Source organism: Ulvibacter antarcticus, assembly GCF_003688405.1.
GTDB lineage: Bacteria > Bacteroidota > Bacteroidia > Flavobacteriales > Flavobacteriaceae > Ulvibacter > Ulvibacter antarcticus.
In genome coordinates this window covers 284,363-302,565 of the sequence record NZ_REFC01000013.1, presented here as the reverse complement: position 1 = coordinate 302,565, position 18,203 = coordinate 284,363, and the positions used below count along the sequence as shown (strand labels likewise).

At 36.7% G+C, this 18,203-nt stretch carries 17 protein-coding genes; 2 read left to right on the top strand and 15 right to left on the bottom strand.

The features are described from left to right. Positions 1 to 42: 42 nt before the first annotated feature. The 8 genes from BXY75_RS10245 to BXY75_RS10210 all read right to left on the bottom strand — a co-directional run bounded on the left by BXY75_RS10245 (position 43) and on the right by BXY75_RS10210 (position 8,032). A complete protein-coding gene (locus BXY75_RS10245; RefSeq protein ID WP_121907658.1) occupies positions 43 to 486 on the bottom strand; it encodes a nitrous oxide reductase accessory protein NosL in 444 nt (147 codons plus the stop codon). Next, entirely contained in the window at positions 483 to 1,127 is a 645-nt protein-coding gene (locus BXY75_RS10240) for a hypothetical protein (RefSeq protein ID WP_121907657.1), read from the bottom strand. The genes BXY75_RS10245 and BXY75_RS10240 overlap by 4 nt, the downstream gene beginning before the upstream one ends. Positions 1,128 to 1,238: 111 nt before the next feature. After that, on the bottom strand, positions 1,239 to 3,200 hold the full coding sequence (nosZ, locus tag BXY75_RS10235) for a Sec-dependent nitrous-oxide reductase (RefSeq protein WP_121907656.1): 1,962 nt from the start codon (positions 3,198 to 3,200) through the stop codon (positions 1,239 to 1,241). 31 nt (positions 3,201 to 3,231) lie between these two features. Beyond that, on the bottom strand, positions 3,232 to 3,810 hold the full coding sequence (locus BXY75_RS10230) for a fasciclin domain-containing protein (protein ID WP_121907655.1): 579 nt from the start codon (positions 3,808 to 3,810) through the stop codon (positions 3,232 to 3,234). Between the two features lie 7 nt (positions 3,811 to 3,817). Continuing rightward, positions 3,818 to 4,324, bottom strand: a complete 507-nt coding sequence (locus BXY75_RS10225; protein WP_121907654.1) for a c-type cytochrome — start codon at positions 4,322 to 4,324, stop codon at positions 3,818 to 3,820. 226 nt (positions 4,325 to 4,550) lie between these two features. Then, a complete protein-coding gene (locus tag BXY75_RS10220) occupies positions 4,551 to 5,387 on the bottom strand; it encodes a universal stress protein (protein ID WP_121907653.1) in 837 nt (278 codons plus the stop codon). A gap of 77 nt (positions 5,388 to 5,464) precedes the next feature. Then, the gene (locus BXY75_RS10215; protein WP_121907652.1) at positions 5,465 to 6,514 is read right to left on the bottom strand and encodes a response regulator; all 1,050 of its coding nucleotides are present in this window, start codon (positions 6,512 to 6,514) and stop codon (positions 5,465 to 5,467) included. Next, positions 6,515 to 8,032, bottom strand: coding sequence for a sensor histidine kinase (locus BXY75_RS10210; RefSeq protein ID WP_121907651.1), 1,518 nt, complete (start codon positions 8,030 to 8,032; stop codon positions 6,515 to 6,517). A 115-nt stretch (positions 8,033 to 8,147) separates the two neighbouring features. Here BXY75_RS10210 and BXY75_RS10205 point away from each other — a divergent pair, with 115 nt between their 5' ends. Continuing rightward, a complete protein-coding gene (locus BXY75_RS10205) occupies positions 8,148 to 8,540 on the top strand; it encodes a hypothetical protein (protein ID WP_245962955.1) in 393 nt (130 codons plus the stop codon). 39 nt (positions 8,541 to 8,579) lie between these two features. Here BXY75_RS10205 and BXY75_RS10200 read toward each other — a convergent pair whose 3' ends face one another. After that, positions 8,580 to 8,915 (bottom strand): hypothetical protein, encoded by a 336-nt coding sequence (locus tag BXY75_RS10200; protein WP_121907649.1) that lies wholly within the window; start codon positions 8,913 to 8,915, stop codon positions 8,580 to 8,582. Between the two features lie 34 nt (positions 8,916 to 8,949). Next, positions 8,950 to 9,228, bottom strand: a complete 279-nt coding sequence (locus tag BXY75_RS10195; protein WP_121907648.1) for a hypothetical protein — start codon at positions 9,226 to 9,228, stop codon at positions 8,950 to 8,952. A 426-nt stretch (positions 9,229 to 9,654) separates the two neighbouring features. On the opposite strand from BXY75_RS10195, the gene BXY75_RS10185 reads away from it, so the two are divergent. Next, a complete protein-coding gene (locus tag BXY75_RS10185; protein WP_317125246.1) occupies positions 9,655 to 9,816 on the top strand; it encodes a helix-turn-helix transcriptional regulator in 162 nt (53 codons plus the stop codon). 13 nt (positions 9,817 to 9,829) lie between these two features. Here BXY75_RS10185 and BXY75_RS10180 read toward each other — a convergent pair whose 3' ends face one another. From BXY75_RS10180 to BXY75_RS10160, 5 genes are read right to left on the bottom strand one after another with little or no spacing between them, the layout of a single operon-like run. Next, positions 9,830 to 10,831: an NAD(P)H-dependent glycerol-3-phosphate dehydrogenase gene (locus tag BXY75_RS10180; protein WP_121907646.1), complete on the bottom strand. Its 1,002-nt coding sequence runs from the start codon at positions 10,829 to 10,831 to the stop codon at positions 9,830 to 9,832. A gap of 41 nt (positions 10,832 to 10,872) precedes the next feature. After that, entirely contained in the window at positions 10,873 to 14,106 is a 3,234-nt protein-coding gene (locus BXY75_RS10175) for an HAD-IB family hydrolase (RefSeq protein WP_121907645.1), read from the bottom strand. An 18-nt stretch (positions 14,107 to 14,124) separates the two neighbouring features. Further along, positions 14,125 to 15,294: an esterase/lipase family protein gene (locus tag BXY75_RS10170; RefSeq protein ID WP_147437267.1), complete on the bottom strand. Its 1,170-nt coding sequence runs from the start codon at positions 15,292 to 15,294 to the stop codon at positions 14,125 to 14,127. Between the two features lie 8 nt (positions 15,295 to 15,302). Next, positions 15,303 to 16,238: an alpha/beta hydrolase gene (locus BXY75_RS10165; protein WP_121907643.1), complete on the bottom strand. Its 936-nt coding sequence runs from the start codon at positions 16,236 to 16,238 to the stop codon at positions 15,303 to 15,305. 2 nt (positions 16,239 to 16,240) lie between these two features. Continuing rightward, positions 16,241 to 18,082 (bottom strand): WS/DGAT/MGAT family O-acyltransferase, encoded by a 1,842-nt coding sequence (locus BXY75_RS10160; RefSeq protein WP_121907642.1) that lies wholly within the window; start codon positions 18,080 to 18,082, stop codon positions 16,241 to 16,243. Between the last annotated feature and the right edge of the window lie 121 nt (positions 18,083 to 18,203).

Genomic DNA, 18,203 nt, shown 5'->3' with positions numbered 1-18,203 from the left:
AATTGATTTAGTGTTTTATTTATTCTGAAGGTGTTGTAATACCTAATTGGGCTTTTCCGATTTTAAAAATTCCTGAAGGCTTTTCCAATTGTAGATATTGCCGCCTGATTCACTTTGAACATGCACTGCTGCTTTTTCCGAAGCAAAAGCGGAAAGAAATGCACCCATTGGACTAGGAATATCCTGACTTATAAGAAATGTCGCATTTTGAGCATCAATAAGCTTTCCTGGTTCAACAAAGTCGCTAACCAGTTTGTGCGCGTATTCATCATTTTTATTTTCATTGAGATATCCAATCATACATTCAATAGCGTCAAACTTATATGCCTTCCCTTTGGAGGTAACTAGTTGAGAGGCATGTTGTCGGTCCACAATGGTCATCTTACAGTAATGACAACCGTCATTTCCATATTCTATGGGTTGAGGAGATGTATTACATGAACCAAGGCTCAATCCGAACAGTATTATTATAGCTATTGATTTCATACCTCTAAAATTTTTTCTACATTTTTTTGTGGTCTCTTATTCCATTCTTTTTTTCCAATAAAAAATGCTAGCGCTGTTATCATCATTCCTACGAACATAAAATATGCCCCTATATGTGGATATGAATCCACATCAAAATTCAGCATTTTTTCATGTCCGAATAACGGTGGTTTATAACTCATTGGTGTACCATCCGGGTTGCTTAGTTTCATAATTGCATGTGGATCGAGATTTGTTCCGTAATCGGTCATCCATGCATTAAAATCGTACATACCCATGATGCCTAGAACAGACATTAGACCAAACCAGCCTATAAACCACCAATAACTTACTTTTCCAAAGAAACCAAGTAACCCTACAAGTACCCCAAGTGCAACCATAATCCCAATAACAGTAGGAAACACATTAAACTCCCACATATCTGCAGGTTTAGGAATGGTTTTCATACCAATATAGTGATTTAAACCATCTATGTTTTGGATGTCAAATTCATTTACACCTTTAATACCGTCTAAATAAATATCCATCCCCAATGGTTCTGGGTATTGAGGGGCTCCTAAAATGATATTCCAAAGTGGAAATTTGAAAAGTGCCAATAATAGAAGTGAGCCCAATATCATTAATATTCCTGCTTTTTTCATCTTGAATTTTTTAGAATTATAATTTAAAAGACGGGAGCAGTCGAAGACTCCCGTCTTTTTGGAAATACTATATATTAAACACTAAACCATCGGTATTTCCAATAATAACTTTTAGTCTTCACCCAAAGACCAACTTAATTCTATATTCGAAGATGCTGGAGAAACACGTACATATCCTTGCATTTCCTGGTGTAAAGCAGAGCAGAAATCGGTACAGTAAAATGGCCACACGCCAACTTGTTTAGGTTCCCAAATTGAAGTTTTGGTTTGACCCGGCATCACTAATAATTCAGAAGAATTCTGGCCGATCATTGCAAATCCGTGAGGTACATCAAAATCTTGCTCGTGGTTCGTGATATGGAAATATACTTTGTCACCTACTTTTACACCTTCAATATTATCTGGTGTAAAGTGACTACGTATAGTCGACATATAAATATGAACTTCATTGCCTTTGCGCTCTACTCTTGCCTGATCTGGACTTAATACCGCATATGGATGCTTATTTTCATCTAATCTATATATCTTTTGAGACTTTGGTGCCAGAATACTAGCAGGTATTCCCGCAGCATAATGGGGTTCCCCATGTGTTGGGAAATCGTAGATCAATTCCATTTTTTCACCAGAGATATCATATAACTGAGCTGAATGCTCCATCTCCGGACCTGTTGGCAAATATCTATCCTTAGTTATTTTGTTCAATGCGACAACGTATTTTCCGAAAGGTTTTCTCGAATTTCCACCTGGAATCATAAGGTGTCCAACTGAATAGAACGTTGGCTTTCTGTCTATTACTTCCCATGAACCTAATTTCCATTTTACCACTTCAGAAGAAATAAAGAAAGTTGTATAAGCATTTCCTTTTCCGTCAAATTCGGTATGAAGTGGTCCTAATCCACCACTTTTAACAGTACCGGCAAGAACATCCTCGAATTTCAAAATTGGAATTCCATAAGCTTCACCGTCAAACTTTTTATTCTCTATTGCGTCTATCATTTTGGTGAAAGAGTGCACCGTTAAATCTGCAGATAATTTACCGTTTCCAATAATATACTCTCCCGTTGGATCTACGTCACAACCATGAGGTGATTTTGGTGTAGGTAAAAAGAATACTGCTCCTGGAACTTTAAGAGGATCTACTGTCAATACTTCTTTTTTCATTGTAGTTGTTCCCATGTGGGTATCCTCGTCGTACAAGTTGTGAGCATAGTTCGCAGGCATTTTAGTACCTCCGCCATTGTTTACATATTCTTCAATTTTCTTCCAGTTTACTGCTGCGATAAAATCTTTATCATTTTGTGAAGCGTTTACTTCTAATAAAGAATTAGCTTCTTCCGTATTGTAAGTAGTAAAGAAGAACCATCCGTGCGATTTATCACGCCCCGGATGAGAAAGATCATAGTCAAAACCAGGCATCATCAATTGGAACTTAATATCCATATGACCACTTTCAGGATCTACACTAATAAAAGACAAGGCTCCTTTGAAATTGCCCTTATAATCCTTTATTGGCATATCTCGCTGAGGGATTGGTACAGAGAAACGTGTTCCTGCCACTACATACTCAGTGTTCTCCGTAATAAAAGAAGAACTATGATTACCGGCACTATTAGGCACCTCTATAATTTCTACGGTCTCGAAAGTTGTAAGACTAATACGAGCGATCCTAGGAGTGTTATTACCATTAATAAATATCCATCTCCCATCCAGCTCTCCATTTGTTTGTGAGATGTCCGGGTGGTGAGAATCGTCCCATGGAATGAAACCATGTGAGGTCTCTAACATAGGTTTTGTTTCTTCAGAATAACCATAACCTGAAGTTGGGAATTGAGAGAAAACAGGAATCTCTTTAAACATTCTTCCTGATGGTAAACCATATACGGTAAGATTTCCGCTATAACCACCAGACATAAATGCATAAAATTCATCTTGTTCTCCTGGTGCAACATACACTTTCTCCGCATTACTGGAATTTAGTGCGCCACCAGAAGATTTACCATTATTATTTCCACAACTTGTGAGGAAGATTACTGCGCTGAAAAGCGCCAAAACTGAACTATAATATATTTTCATTTGTTCTAATTTTATAAGAATTTGTTGATTGTTAGTTTGAAGGAGGTAAAATTACTTTGTCGACTACATGGACAATTCCGTTTCCGGCATCAATGCTTGCAATAATCTTTGCACCACCTACATATACATCTTCACCTTTTACTTCTACAGTGGTACTTTGATCGTTTGCCTGACCCAATTTCTTAAACTTCTTTAAAAAATCTTTGGAATAATTTCCTGCTGTTACATGATGCTTTAAAATATTAGCGAGTGCATCTTTATTCTCTGGTTTTAAGAGGTTTTCTACAGTTCCTTCAGGAAGTGCATTAAACGCTTCATTTGTAGGTGCGAATACCATTAATGGACCTGCATTTACCAGAACATTTTCTAAACCCGCCGCCTGAACCGCAGCTACCAAAGTAGTATGGTCGGGTGATTTCATCGCTATTTGCAACACATTAGGGGTTGAGTTATCGTCTTCAATAAAAGCTTGTCCCTGATTGTTTTCTGAAGTTGATTCTACCGTTGAAGAAGTTGTTGCTGCATTCTGAGTTGTCTCGTTCTTACAACTACTTATTGTAAAGAGGACAACTAACAATGCAATTGCTTTTTGAAATTGGTTGATTTTCATGGTAAGTTTAGTTTAATGTTCTAAAATATTCTAAAATATCACGTGCCTGAGCTTCGGTCATGTTCTGATTTGCCATTGCAGCCCCATTAAACTCTATTAACAGGTCTTTTGCGCATTGATCTTCCTCTGCCATCAGCTTAGGATCCAGAATCATATTCATTATCCACTCCGGACTTCTTCGTTTTAAAATTCCTGTAGGAGATGGACCTATAAAACGCTTGTCAATTTTATGACAAGCGGTACAATTCGTTTTAAAAAGATTTGCACCTCTGTCAACCATTGCTTGATCTACGGTTGCACCTAACTCAACATTTTTTATTTTACCTACTCCTTTATTATCAAGTGTAATACGCTGCGAGGCTGGAACTTCATTTGAAGTAGGAGCTTCCGTTTTGGTTTCGACCTTTGGTTTTTGGCCAATGCTAATTTTTTCTTCTTTTTTCTCTTCACCTCCACCACAGCTTATAAGTGCTAGTGTGAAAAGTATTGTCATGGATTTTAGGAAATATTTCATTGCTATGATTGTTTAATATTATGGATCAAAAATAGTACTGAGATTATTCTTAAAATATGACCTTCGTCATATTCGGGTATTTTTCAGCGTTTTTTTCATTGGAGCAACTTCGGAAGTAATAGCACTAGAAGAAGGATTGATTACATTGTATACTTTTCCGAAGTAAAAGCGAGTAAAAGAAAATTAAATTGAATGGCTGGAGCTGAATATTACTCAATAGTATAACCTACTCGTGTAATACTAAAAATGGAACTTTGGTATGATAACTTATCTTTTCAACCGTTGGATGAAATAGAATGCGCTCAAAATAATTAAGGTTTTTGGCAACCATAGCGATCATATCCACTTTTGTAATTCTCACATATGTTTCTACGGCATCATCTATATTTTCATTCGTTATAAAGTAAAAACTATGTGGTTTTCCCTCTAAATAGTCTTGTAAATGTGCTCTGTTCTTTTTCTGAAAAACACTCAGATCTCTTATCTTTTTAGAGATATACAACACATTTATCTTCACTTTTTTTAATTTCAGAATATCTGAAAGACTATTCAATACCTTATCGGTATAATTAATATTGAAATCGGTAGGAAAAACAATATTACTGGGGTCGCAGTATTTTGCGTTTTCCGGAATTACTAATATGTTGCATTTTACACGTTTAATCACATCTGCAGTATAGCTTCCCAGTGCCGTATCAAGTAATTTTGAAGCACCCTTAGTGCCCATCACGATGCAATCAATTTGTTTATGATTAACATTTTTTCTTATTGCTTCAATAAACTGGATTGATTCATGTATCCCGTGATGCTTGTGTTTTTTATTTTTGAACTGATTCTGAATTCTCTTTATTAAGACTTCTAATTTTTCCGAAGCTCCCGAAACAACAGATTGATCGATCACTAATTCGGATGCTACAAATAAAGCGCTGTTCTCAAATTGATCTTCCGTAGAAACGTGTAAAAAATAAAATTCTGCCTCAATATCCTTAAAAAAGTTCAAGGCATATCGAATGGCATTTTCAGAATTTTCGGAAAAATCGGTTGGAAATAATATCTGCTTCATGTGTATTAATTGTAATGAAGCAAATCTATAAGGTCAATCTAAGCTAAAGAATGATAATAATCAGTTTTGGAATAAAATTACTCCATAGACTCTAAAGCCGAAAGATCCAGTATCTTAATATTTCGCCCTTCTATCTCTATAATACCGTCTTTTTTAAAGCCCGATAACGTACGAATAAGGCTCTCGGTAGCAATTCCCGCAACACTCGCAAGGTCATGTCGAGATATTTTTATGGCCTCCTCAGGTTTTTTACTCATAACTTCCGCAAATTGAAGGATAGTGTTAGCTGTCTTTTTACGCACAGATCCATAGGCCATTTGCAGCAGTTGCCCTTTTACTTCGGAAAGATTTTCGGCAAGTACATTCATTAGTTCTAGTGAAACATTTCTATTAGTTTTTAGCACCTCTACCAAGTCATTTTTTGATACAGCAGCAAGTTCTGAATCTTCTACCGCCGTTGCGCTCTCCTGATAAGGAGATACCAAATCAAGAGAAGAAAACCCCAAAAACTCATCCGCTTTATGAAGATTCGTAATAAGCTCCTTACCATTTATATCCATCTTATGACTTTTTACAACGCCCTTGAGAATTAAATAGATATTATTTGAATGCTCACCTTGCTCATATACAAACGTTCCTTTTTTACATTTTAACAGCTTTCCATGGTCATCAAAATAATTTTTTAGATCATTGAGATCTCTTAAGGAGTCCTCATCCTTCTTGAGTCTATCAAGCTTATCGGTCTTCCCTAGCAATAGATGGGCCTTCGCTAGTCTACTCTCTATCGCACTTAAGAGCTCATCCTCTTCAAAGGGTTTTGTTATATAATCGTCTGCTCCCAAATCCATCCCCTTCCTAATTTCTTTGTGTTCTGTTTTCGCTGTTAGGAAAATAAAAGGGATATGACTAGTAGCCGGATTGCCAGAAATTCGTTCCAATACTCCATATCCATCCAACTCCGGCATCATGATATCGCAAACAATGATATCGGGTTTATGAATACCCGCAAGTTCTACACCAATTTTACCATTGGGCGCAGTATAAACATTATACTTTTCTAATTCCAGCAATTCCGCAGTATTCTCTCTTAGCGCTGTATCGTCTTCTATTATTAATACTGTTTTCATTTAAGAATTATTTGAGTTTAAAGGAACTTTTATACTAAATACACTACCTACATTTTCCTCACTTTCAAATGTAATCGTGCCTCCAAGATTTTCTAAATGGCTTTTTACAATGTTTAAACCAATTCCTGTTCCCTGTATTAACAAAGCATTTTCAGCCCTAAAATACCTATTGAACATATACTTTTTTTCTGAATCCGGAATTCCTATTCCTTCATCTTTAATTTCAATTGTAAGTTGATTGTTTTCAAAAGTAAAGTCAATATCAACTGTAGAATATTCGGGTGAATATTTAATAGCGTTATTCACTAAATTTACCATTATTAGTTGAAGAATATTTTCATCGAAATCGATATATATTTCGTCAATATTGTTAGGATAATTGATCTTCTGTCCGTCTTTTAGTAACATATTAGCATCATACACGACTTCATTAATTACCTTGCTTATAGGGAAATTTGAAAATTTATAAGCTTGATTGCCACTTTCTAAGCGCTCCACCGATAAAAAGTCGGTTAAAATATTATCCAGATACTTTACCTTGCTTCTAATAGTTTTTATATGTTTATTTCTCTTGTCTTGCTGCTCGGACTCGGTATACCTTTCAAGTAGATTTATAGACGAAAAAATTCCACTTAATGGCGTTTTAAACTCATGAGATACCAACGAAAGAAACTTCGTTTTTAAATCATTTAGTTCTCTTTCTTTAACAAGCGCTTCACTTAGTTGTCTTGTTCTTTCTTTAACGGTATTCTCAAGTTTTTGAGTGTATTCAAAACGTTCAGAAATATCCAATATAATGGCCACAAACATTTGTTTATCACCAATCATAGATGACTGTAGATGCACCTCGACCGGATAGAGAGAACCATCCTTTCTTTGATGAAAAGTTTCAAAATCGAGCTTCTCTATCGTCTTATCCAAAAGAGGGATCAATAGCTCCCGAAATGAAGTTTCGTCGAAGTCGGGTTTAATATCGACTGGAGTAAAATTTTTAAGCTCTTCTAATGAATAGCCAATATTTATCTGAGCTCCTTTATTGACGTTTGTGAATCGTAAGGTTTCGGAATCAAAAATGAAAATTTCGTTAAGAGATTCATTAAAAATATTAGACCATTGACGCAGCTCCTGTTCCATTTCCTTACGTACCGAAATATCACTCACCAATGCCATAATATATTGAGAGCCATAAATTTCAAAAGGGTTTAAGCCTGCTTCAACAGGAATTTGCACACCATCTTTTGTTAGACCATACAAATCTCTACCGTGACCCATTTGGCGAGTATTTGACTTCTTTAAAAAACCGTTAAAATGTCCGTCGTGATTTTTTCTGTATTGCTTCGGAATTAAGAGCTCAAGTGGTTTCCCTATCAATTCGCCTTCAGCATATCCAAACATCTCGTTTGCCGCTTCATTTGAAGCAACAATTTCCTGTTTTATATTCACAATTATAATTCCTTCTGAAATCGCTTCAGAAAGTAATTTAAAAATATTACCCTTTTTTTCTTCAAAAACCTTCATTATTCAAAAATACTGATTTAAAACAGTTGGGGAAACTGATATTTATCATAATTAGATATAGCTATCCTTATTAGTTTTATCATTTATAATATGAAGTGATAACATTATGGAAGAGATGGAAAAATTACATGTCCTGTTTTATCAAAAACTCGGCGAACTATTTTACGCCATCGCTGCGAGTGATAAGATAGTAAGAAAAGCAGAATATAAGGCACTGCAACAAATGGTCTTACTGGAATGGAAAAATATGGACGACTATAAAGATTCATTTCAGGAGGATGCAGCCTATCAGATTGAAATTGTATTTGATTGGTTCGAATATGATAACCTTGATGCAAATGAATGCTTCAAGAGCTTTACAGAGTTCTACAAACAAAACACCTCCCTGTTTAGTAAGGAAAGGAAAAAATTGATCTGGAAAACAGCGAATGTTATAGCAAATTCTTTTTCAGGAATGAACAAGTCGGAACTTATTATGCTTGGCAGACTGAAGCTTCTTTTTAGCTAGTATGAAATAACAATTGTGCCCTTTATATTTTTCTGTTTTTTAATAAAGAATATTATCCAAAGTCCAATCCAATCGTTTTTCCATCATTGTAAAATTGCAGTCTGAAAAGTAAATCTCATACATTTCTCTTCGGAAACCCGATAGTTCCGAAAAACTATAATTATGTAAATGAATATTTCGGGATATTCTCTTGAGTTGTTTCTTTTCTGAATCACCTTTGAAGAGTTCATATAATTTATCGAATGTCTCCTTCGGGACTTTAGACTGAATCATGGCTAGTTCCTCTTCGGTCTCTTTATTATCTGCATTTGCGCAAGCTAAAAGAATATACAGTTGCAGTTCTGTTTTGCTCCATTTTTCGTGTTCTTTTTTCATTTTTCAGAAAGAATTTATTATGATTAATAGTTAGTTATTGTTTCATCTCAACGCGAATTAGGCGAATAGTTTCTGTTTTGCTCAAGTTCACTACCGAATGAGGCGCTTCCGGATCTTTGTACATTGTAAATGGCATAGGTAATGGTTCCGGCAGCTGACGTGAATCAAAAGTTACGTTTCCTTCACCATCATAATCAATAAAATCACCAGCTTCCTGAATGTATAAAACACTTGGCCATCGATGGTGATGTAGCGCCTCTTTTTCGCCTAGTACCAAAGTAACTTCTAACACTCTCACCTTGTCATTCTCCAATAATATTTTATGGTTTTTTGGGGCAGCAATAACAGCATCCAGTTCAGAGGGCCAATCGAGGGGATTTCCTGTTTTGTAAAGTAACTACTGGTTCGATTTATTTTCTTGTGAGTATGCGCCCACTAAAGTTACAAATATCGCTATTAAAACAAGCTGGTTTTTAAGTGTTTTCATAATTTCTAAAATTTAATTCATTATTAAACTCCTTTTTTTATATCGAATAGATACAAGTTCTGCTATAAAATAGTCACTCACACTGCTTTTGTAAATGATTTCAATATTTGTCAACCAATCCACATTCTTTTTGGTTAAGTTTTTTACTATTTTTTTTATTAATTATTTTATAGCAATTGCTGCACTTGAGGGTCCTGCTAATGGCATTAATTCAGTGGATGAAAAGCCTATTTTTTTCGCCCATCGGTTAAAATCATTAAAGGAATTGTTGCAGGCAAAAGCTATAAAATGATTGCAGATGATCTTTTTGTATCAATCAACACCATACGCTCGCACATAAAAAATATTTACAAGGCTTTAGGTATAAATAGTAAAGCAGAATTGATTAGGAAATCCTATGATAACAAGATATAACTACAATAAGTATCTATCCCGGCTCTTGTTCCGATCCACTTTCAAGCTTAACAAGACCTTTAAATGCATCATAAACAGTATTTCCTTCGTATAAGACCTTATAAACTTCACGTGAGATTGGCATATCTACGTTATAATCCTTAGACAATTCCATCACAACCTTGGCCGTCTTTACCCCTTCAGCTACTTCCGACATTTCTTCGATAATCTGTTCAAGGCTCTTACCTCGACCTAGTTCAAATCCCACATGGTGATTTCTACTCTTAGAACTTGAGCAAGTAGCAACAAGATCTCCCATACCGGCAAGTCCGGCAAAAGTTCTTCGTCTTCCCCCCATGGCAGTTCCCAGTCTGGTTAATTCCGAAAGTCCTCTAGTGATTAGAGCTGCTCTGGTATTGTCTCCGGCATTTGCGCCGTCACCCATACCGGTAGCGATCGCCATAATATTTTTTAAAGCACCGCCCAATTCACAACCAATAACATCGGTGTTTGTATAAACCCTGAATAATCCTGTACTAAATACTTGTTGCAGGTTTTTTGCTATCGTTTTATCGACCATGGCAATAACTGCAGCAGCAGCCTGCCCCGAATGTATTTCTTTGGCAAGATTAGGCCCTGTTAATACGCCAGCAGGATGACCGGGAAGTTCTTCAGCGATAATTTGGGTCATTCGCATTTTTGTTCCCATTTCTAATCCTTTGGATAAACTAACAATAGGAATCCAAGGCCTAATAAATGGCTTGGCAGCTCGTAAAACTTCGCGAAAATGTTGGGACGGAACTCCCATAACAATCACATCGGCATCTTTTACGGTATCTTCAATAGACGTTGAAGCCTTTAATGACTTGTGTAATTTGGCCCCAGGTAGGTATTTGGTATTGGTATGTTCTTCATTAATCTCTCGTACCGTTTCTTCATTTCGCGCCCACAATGTGGTAGCACAATTTTTAGCAGTTAAGGAAGCAACTGTGGTCCCCCACGATCCTCCCCCAAGTAATCCTACATTTAATTTCATCGATTCATCGTTTTTAATGGTTAGTAATTTACGATCAACTATTAATTCTCCAACTCCTCTACAAACATATTTCGTACGTCTTCGATATGTTGGTTAAGGTTTTTAACTTTCCAAAGTGAAGTGTCAACGGGATCTAATACTACAACTTCAATATGAGTAGGTTTTAGCATGCTGGAACCTTTTGGCATAGCCATATAGGCATTCTTGATCACTACCGGGATAATCGGCACCCCGGCCTGCATCGCCATATGAAAAGCACCTTTCTTAAAAGCACCTAATTCTTTACTCCCGCTTCTTGTGCCTTCAGGAGCAATAACAACAGATATACCATTTTTTAACGCATCTACAGCAGGTTGCATAGCCGCTATTGCCTTAGACTTGTCGGCTCTATCCACATAAATTGCACCAAGTGCTGTAAAAATTGGCCCAACAGGCGTTCTTTCTAGTTCCTTTTTTGCAACCCCTGTTATATTGTTTCTTATTAATTTCATTAGAATGAAAAAATCTGCAGCACTTTGATGATTGAAACAAAATACGGCTGGTCTTATTTCTTCCAGATTATGTTTTCCTTTTACGGCAATTTCTAATCCGGCTAGTTTAGTTCCTAGGTCTCCAATACTTGCAAAAGTGGCGTTGGCAGCTTCTCTTCGCGACATGGTGATCGCTCCTCTAATTAATCCTCTTACTGCAGAAGGATAAATACTAGCAACCGCTAATCCAGTACGAAAACCATTCACAACAGGTTTTCCAACAGGTTCTTCAAATCGCAAAATAGGCCATTCATTTTCAAATGCAACTTGCGATAACGCGCTATCAGGATTTGTTGCTATGGGGTTTCCAACGATTTCCAATAACGGATAATCTTCAATACTATCTGTGTAAAAATAACTTTTTGAAAGATCTACATCATGCTTCTTTGCAAAGTTTCTCGCCGCTCTAGCCTTTCCTTCACCCCAACACATTTCAGCAACTCTACCCGTAAATTTCCCTTTACGAACCTCCATTTTTGTACAGTACACATCTTTAATCCCCAACTCTTTAGCAATGGGTTCAATTTGATATGAAGTCGCTGCAGAGATAATCACTATTCTATGTCCCCTATCCAGGTGACTTGCAATAAGTTCTCTGGATTCAGGATAAATTGTAGTTGCCAGGAAATCGTTATAGACGCTTTCTCCTAATTCGGCAAATACTGATTCTGGTATTCCCTTAACTCCAACCGCTGCGATTTTAGTTAGTATTTCAAAGTCACGATTTCCGGCTGAGAAAACTAAGGCCGTAGCAAATTGTGTTAAATATTCTTTTACCGAGGTTTTTCCGCTAAATAATCGGGTTTGCATAAATTTCTTAGCAGAAAAATCATTAATCAAGGTTCGGTCCATATCAAAAAATGCTGTGATATGTGGCCCTTCTTCTTGTTTTTTCGTTTGCTTCGGAAGTAATCCGTCTCCAGATTCCGGGACTCTTGTTTTTTCCGAAGAGATCCCAGTAATTAACTTCAAATCGGGCATTACTTCAATTCTCTTCAGAAAAGCTAGGCGTTCAGATATATCTTCCAACTGAAGCATCCAATCGTCTAATCTATTGTAATCAAGTTTACGTTCTACAGGTGTTAACTTGGAGTTTTTCGCAAATCGCAATGCATTTGTCAGGAAAGGTTTCGACACACTGTCAAGCCTCGTAATTCTAGACTGCCAGTGCAATTCTTTCCCTTTGAACATACAAAGTTCTATAAAATCCTCATCCTTGAATTCATCATCAGTATCCCAATTATTAAGGGAATGGCAAACAATTTTATTCGCTTCCAAATAGGATAATAAAATGGCACGGGAAACAAAAAGATTCTGTTTCACTAATAATCCGGAAATGTCACCATTCGGATTAGTGAGTATTTGTCGCCAATTAGGATCGAAACGCTTTAATTCATCCTCAATTTCGGTACTAAATTTTGCCTTATTGGTATAAAAGAACTCGAATTTAAATAAATTACGAAGCTCCATGATCTCTTTCCAAAAGTTAAGAATTCTATTTTCTGAATGATCATTCTTAATCTTAACCAAGGCCATTTCGATAAAAGCACGGTGGTATAAATGTCCCGAAGCCATGTTGGCATAATAGGTAGCAGGCAAATATTCTGAAGCCGCCAAACTATATTGTGCTCGCTGCCCTGCCCGACTTTTCTGAACGATCCCAGCTGCCATTAAAAGATTCAAGGCTGTTTGAATGGTTACCCCAATCTTATTTCCTCTATCTATTAGTACATCCGCTTTTTTCTCGCCGATATAGGTCATTAATTTATTGACCTTGTATTCAATTTCCTTTTTAGTTAGTGCAAAATCATTCAACAGAACATTGCAAACCAAAGAAACTGTGGTGACAGGAGTAATCGTATTGGCTTTATGAATCAATTCGAAAGCAAAACGAGGAAGCGTGTTTTTATCTGAATAGCTATCTTCCTCCAAATCGGGAATAATCGCATTGAGATGTTCATCAACTTCTACTGGCTCACCAAATCGGATGGCCGCACGTCCATAATCATGTCCAAGTTTCCGAACGTAAGTAACCGCCTCCATTACATTCTCAGATTTCTTGGCGTTCCCTTTACCTTGTTCGGTCATTTCCTTTACATCCGGAATAAGGTCATAAACAATAGAAACAGGCACATACTTTATGTCTCTGGAACTTTGTTTCCGCCCTTCCATAATGTATTTCAGAATCCCCATTTGAGGATAAATAATCTTTCCTGTTCGCGATCTTGTTCCTTCAATATTCCATGTAAGATGATCACCTTTGTCAATAATTGTAGATATATAATGCCGCAATGCTGCTTTATAAATCACATTATCTTTGAAACTACGGCGGATAAATATTAGGCCGGCATGATTCCCTAGTTGTTTTAAACCTGGAAACGCAAGGTTAGATCCACCAAAAGAATAAGGAACTGGCATACCAAATCGAGCAAGAGTGGAAATTAGAACCAAGGTGTCCAAATAGGTTTTATGTGTCATTATAAATGCTACCGAATTGGTGCGCATTAACTTCATGAGGTTTTTTATACCCTTCGGATCTACATCAATATTATCGCTATAGGCACGTGACAAAATATAATTAAAGCCCTTAACCGATAACAATTTTGCCATTGGGTGTTGTTGCGTATACAACTCTTTTATATACCCGATAGCCTCTTTTTGCACATCGCCGATGTCCATATCAAGCTCTCCGGCAAGTTTTAATAGCGCATCTTGAAATTTAGGATGGTCAATAATATGATCCATAGGACTTTGATTAACTTCTTAGGTAATTGATTTTTTCTTTCTGAATAATAAGTTTCTGTTACTCCAAAAATAAGGATATAAAAAACGTTCTATATTAGTAGTCACATCTTTAATTTCCTTCCCACGAATATTGGCGCTTAATGCATTTGCCGTTATAAGAAGCACACTAGCATTTGCTCCCATACCCGAATGACTACCAAAAACTTCTATATTTTTTATATTGCTTCGGAAAGTTTCGGCTTCCATACAATGTTTCCATGGTACCAAACCATCCGTTTTAGTGTAAATACAGGTCACGGGAACTTCCGGAATTGGTTCTAATTCAGCCAAAAACCGTTCGTTTCTCTCCTTGAGTGATTTTCCTCTAAAGAATTCCAACAGTCCATAAACAGGTGTCTTCATATCCATAACTCCCCAAATTGGAGATCCAATAGTGATGATCTGCTCTATCTGATTTGGATGTCTGTTTGCCATAATCTTCGCAAAGATACCGCCGCCACTCCATCCTACGATGCTCACCTTTTCTTTGTGAATTTCGTAAATATCGTCCAATTTCTCTTCCAATCTTGGAATATAATGCGATTTTACCATATTAAAACCCATTTCCCATTTGTAAGTTGTAAAGCCTAATGATTTTAGATATCGTCTCACAAAGGAAGTCGAAAAATCATCGCCCAAATATGGTGGAATTAATAACACAGGTTTTCCTTCTCCCTTAATTCGCTTCGGAATAAAAGGATAAATACAATAAATAGAACTCCATTCGATCAAGGATCTACCTTCCATGATCATATTGAACAACGGTGGCTTCGGAATTTTTTGATTGATTAATACTATTTCCTTTTTAAACCGCTCGATCAATGCTTTAAGATACTTATTCTTAGCAGTTTCATCTTTTTCAGAAACAAACAGACCCAAACTCTCCAACATCATTACCAGGGTTACATAATCCCGGCTAGGGCCAAGTTCATCACAAACACGTACACATTCGTCAAACAAAGCTTCTATGTGATCGTCTTCTGCCTGCCTTAAATTTTCTATAAAATCTAAAATGAATGGGCTGTTAGGATGACTATTAAATCTTTCAGAAATATATTTCTTAGCTTTTGCAAACGTCATTCCTCCCATAACTCCAAGAGAAATTGAAAATCGTGCAAATGCTTTATACAACACTTTTTTTTCTTCCATTAATTTTTTTAATCGTGAATGCGTTCCTTTAACCAATTAAGGATATCCGTTTCAACTTCTTCACTATTTGTTTCATTCAGCATTTCATGTCTCCCACCTTCATAAAGATGAAAAGTAAGATCATTAATTCCGGTTTTCTCATACTGATTCACCACTCTTTTTACGCCTTTTCCCATCTCTCCAACAGGGTCTTTATCACCAGAAAAAATTAGAACAGGAAGATCCTTTGGGGTAGCTTTAAAAGCATCCTCTTGGTTTAGGTATTTACTGTTTTTTATTACATCCTGAAATACACCTAAAGAAAAATTCTCTACTCTATATGGATCTGCTTCAAACAAATCTACCTGCGCTTCATCGGTGCTCAACCAATCCAGTTTAGTACGATTTGGCTTAAATTTTTTATTAAATTCATCAAAAAAGAAGGATTTTAAGACCGAATTGCCTCTTGTTCTTCCTCTAAAAGCAACAACTGCCTTGGTACTAAGTAAGCCTATGTTCCCTAAACCTTTTATAAAACTCGCAGTACCAGATAATATAAGCGCATCCAATTCATCCCCATATTGAGTAACATATTTCCTACTAAGTAATGAGCCCATACTATGCCCAAATAACACGAACTTAGCACCAGGATGATTGACTTTCATTAGCTCTGCAAGCTCATGCATATCCTCAACTACATCTACAAAATAATCACTTCCTTCATAATAACCGAAGAGTCTTTTTATTTCGGCTGTTTTTCCGTGTGCTCGATGGTCATTGGCATATACTTCGTATCCTACATTTTGCAATTTATGTGCAATAGAATCGTAACGTCCGGCGTATTCGCCTATCCCGTGAGAAATTTGAACAACCCCTTTAAATGGAACATTCTTATTAGCCGTCCACCTGTAATAACAAATGGTCTCTCCATCCTTGGAAGAAAATGTATTGGTCTTATAATGCATTATTATCTTTCTAAAAAGGCAGTAAGTAGTTTCATAAACTTTGTCGTATTTGCCTTGCTTCCGGTGAGTTTTATTCTACCTTGAATTTGAAGTTCTTCTAGCAGGAGCTTACCTTTATACAGCTGATATAAGTTCTGATCTTCAATCTCAATCAATACTTTTGGATTCAGGTTTTTCTTTTTCTTTATTTCCGCTTTTTCTTCGGAAAGATCCAACTCCCAATTTTCAGTAGTGGCACCCTGACTAATTTCTAAATGATATTGCCCCTTATATTTTTTCTGAAGTGTAGGATTTTCTTTAAAATATTTCTTCAATGCAGCAAAGAAGGGAGTACTTTTACTTTTTGCACTACCCGACTTTTGAACCGTATTTTTCTTTTTTCCTGCTTTCTTAATCAAGGCTTCCAATTCATTCGCAGATTCTCGAATATATCTGGAAAACTTATCTGCATCCGGCATTGTTTTCGTATCAGAAGTAGTTGTAATACTAACCTGTCCGTTATAACTAAATGCAGCAATAATTAATCCGAAGCCATCTACAACAGGTGTAAGTCCGAAAATAGACACTACCTTATGTCCATTTAAGTAAAGAAGCCCTCTAGGCCCTGGTACATTGGTGATCGTCACATTGAACGGCGGTCGGTGCAGATCTTTAATATTGTATTTAATGTAGAGTCCGGCAGCAAGATTCGCCAATCCGAACGGTACTGCATCGGCCATCTTTGCCAATGTTTTTGCACCCATCGCATTATGTCGGGATTTTCCTAACATAGTCTGCTCCTGAATATACTCCAATCGCTCTAACGGATCTTCGATATGAGTTGCCAATTGAATCATCATATTGGCAATCTGATTGCCCATTTTTGTGTCACTTTTCGAGCGTATTGAGATAGGCACATTGGCAACTAAGGGCTGCATTGGCAAGCGTTCTCTTTCTTCCAAATAACGTCTAATCCCTCCTGCGCAAATCGCAAGAATAATATCGTTGATACTACCCCCCATCATTTTCCGAAGTACATTGATACGATCAAAAGATAAAATTGCCGTTCCCCATGTTCTTTTTGCTGAAATGGAACCGTTAAAAATTGTGATCGGAACAGGATAAGTAGCCGAATTAAACTCCTTCTGAATACTAAGTGTTTTAGCAGCCTTATTCTTTATAAACGAATACACAGTTTCCCCAATCGTCTTAGGAATTTTAAACGGATTCTTCAAAAACCCATACCCACTTTTCAATAGCAAACTCAATTCATCCGGAAGCGGCTCCGGGTCGTATGGCATAGGAACTGCCCTTTTTTTGCCTTTTTCATTTTCATCACTATCATATAAGACACCCATGATTCCAACGCCCGATCTGCCATCGATCATCACATGATGCACCTTGGTAATGATGGCTACAGATCCTTTCGGCACCTGTGCGATCTCATCCAGGCCTTCAATAAAATGAACAGACCATAACGGCCGGCGAAGGTCCAAAGGAGCACTAAAAATAGTAGAAGTTAGCGATCTCAAAGTTTTCCAGTTCGATGGATCCGGTAACTTGATGCGATTTAAATGCAGGTCAATATCAAAATTCGGATCATCCACCCAATAAGGATAATCCAAATTCATAGGAACACTTAGAAGTCGCTGCCTGAATTTTGGCAGCATATGTAACTTAGAAGCTACAATCTCTTTGAAATCTTTATATTTTAAGGAGCCTTCAACTATGTTAAGTGTTGCGATATGCATAGGACTCGTTGGAGACTCTGCATATAGAAAAGCCGCATCGGAACCAGAAATTTGATGAATGGAAGAATCTAATGCATCTTGAACGATGTCCTTCAAATCAATTTTTTTTGCCATAACAGTACCCGCTTAAGCGGGAATAATTAAAAAATTAAGCGTAAAAAGTGTTTTTATACATGAATCTAGCAATATACATCATTTATTATATACTATGCGTGCATAATTGTTAGAATTTTTC

What these genes read in the sequence shown, in the direction of transcription:
- BXY75_RS10205 (WP_245962955.1), top strand. Translation starts at nt 8,148, where the DNA reads ATGGAAAAATTACATGTCCTGTTTTATCAAAAACTCGGCGAACTATTT.
- BXY75_RS10200 (WP_121907649.1), bottom strand. Translation starts at nt 8,915, where the DNA reads ATGAAAAAAGAACACGAAAAATGGAGCAAAACAGAACTGCAACTGTAT.
- BXY75_RS10215 (WP_121907652.1), bottom strand. Translation starts at nt 6,514, where the DNA reads ATGAAAACAGTATTAATAATAGAAGACGATACAGCGCTAAGAGAGAAT.
- BXY75_RS10180 (WP_121907646.1), bottom strand. Translation starts at nt 10,831, where the DNA reads ATGAAATTAAATGTAGGATTACTTGGGGGAGGATCGTGGGGGACCACA.
- BXY75_RS10225 (WP_121907654.1), bottom strand. Translation starts at nt 4,324, where the DNA reads ATGAAATATTTCCTAAAATCCATGACAATACTTTTCACACTAGCACTT.
- BXY75_RS10160 (WP_121907642.1), bottom strand. Translation starts at nt 18,082, where the DNA reads ATGGCAAAAAAAATTGATTTGAAGGACATCGTTCAAGATGCATTAGAT.
- BXY75_RS10240 (WP_121907657.1), bottom strand. Translation starts at nt 1,127, where the DNA reads ATGAAAAAAGCAGGAATATTAATGATATTGGGCTCACTTCTATTATTG.
- BXY75_RS10170 (WP_147437267.1), bottom strand. Translation starts at nt 15,294, where the DNA reads ATGGAAGAAAAAAAAGTGTTGTATAAAGCATTTGCACGATTTTCAATT.
- BXY75_RS10245 (WP_121907658.1), bottom strand. Translation starts at nt 486, where the DNA reads ATGAAATCAATAGCTATAATAATACTGTTCGGATTGAGCCTTGGTTCA.
- BXY75_RS10210 (WP_121907651.1), bottom strand. Translation starts at nt 8,032, where the DNA reads ATGAAGGTTTTTGAAGAAAAAAAGGGTAATATTTTTAAATTACTTTCT.
- nosZ (WP_121907656.1), bottom strand. Translation starts at nt 3,200, where the DNA reads ATGAAAATATATTATAGTTCAGTTTTGGCGCTTTTCAGCGCAGTAATC.
- BXY75_RS10220 (WP_121907653.1), bottom strand. Translation starts at nt 5,387, where the DNA reads ATGAAGCAGATATTATTTCCAACCGATTTTTCCGAAAATTCTGAAAAT.
- BXY75_RS10175 (WP_121907645.1), bottom strand. Translation starts at nt 14,106, where the DNA reads ATGGATCATATTATTGACCATCCTAAATTTCAAGATGCGCTATTAAAA.
- BXY75_RS10165 (WP_121907643.1), bottom strand. Translation starts at nt 16,238, where the DNA reads ATGCATTATAAGACCAATACATTTTCTTCCAAGGATGGAGAGACCATT.
- BXY75_RS10230 (WP_121907655.1), bottom strand. Translation starts at nt 3,810, where the DNA reads ATGAAAATCAACCAATTTCAAAAAGCAATTGCATTGTTAGTTGTCCTC.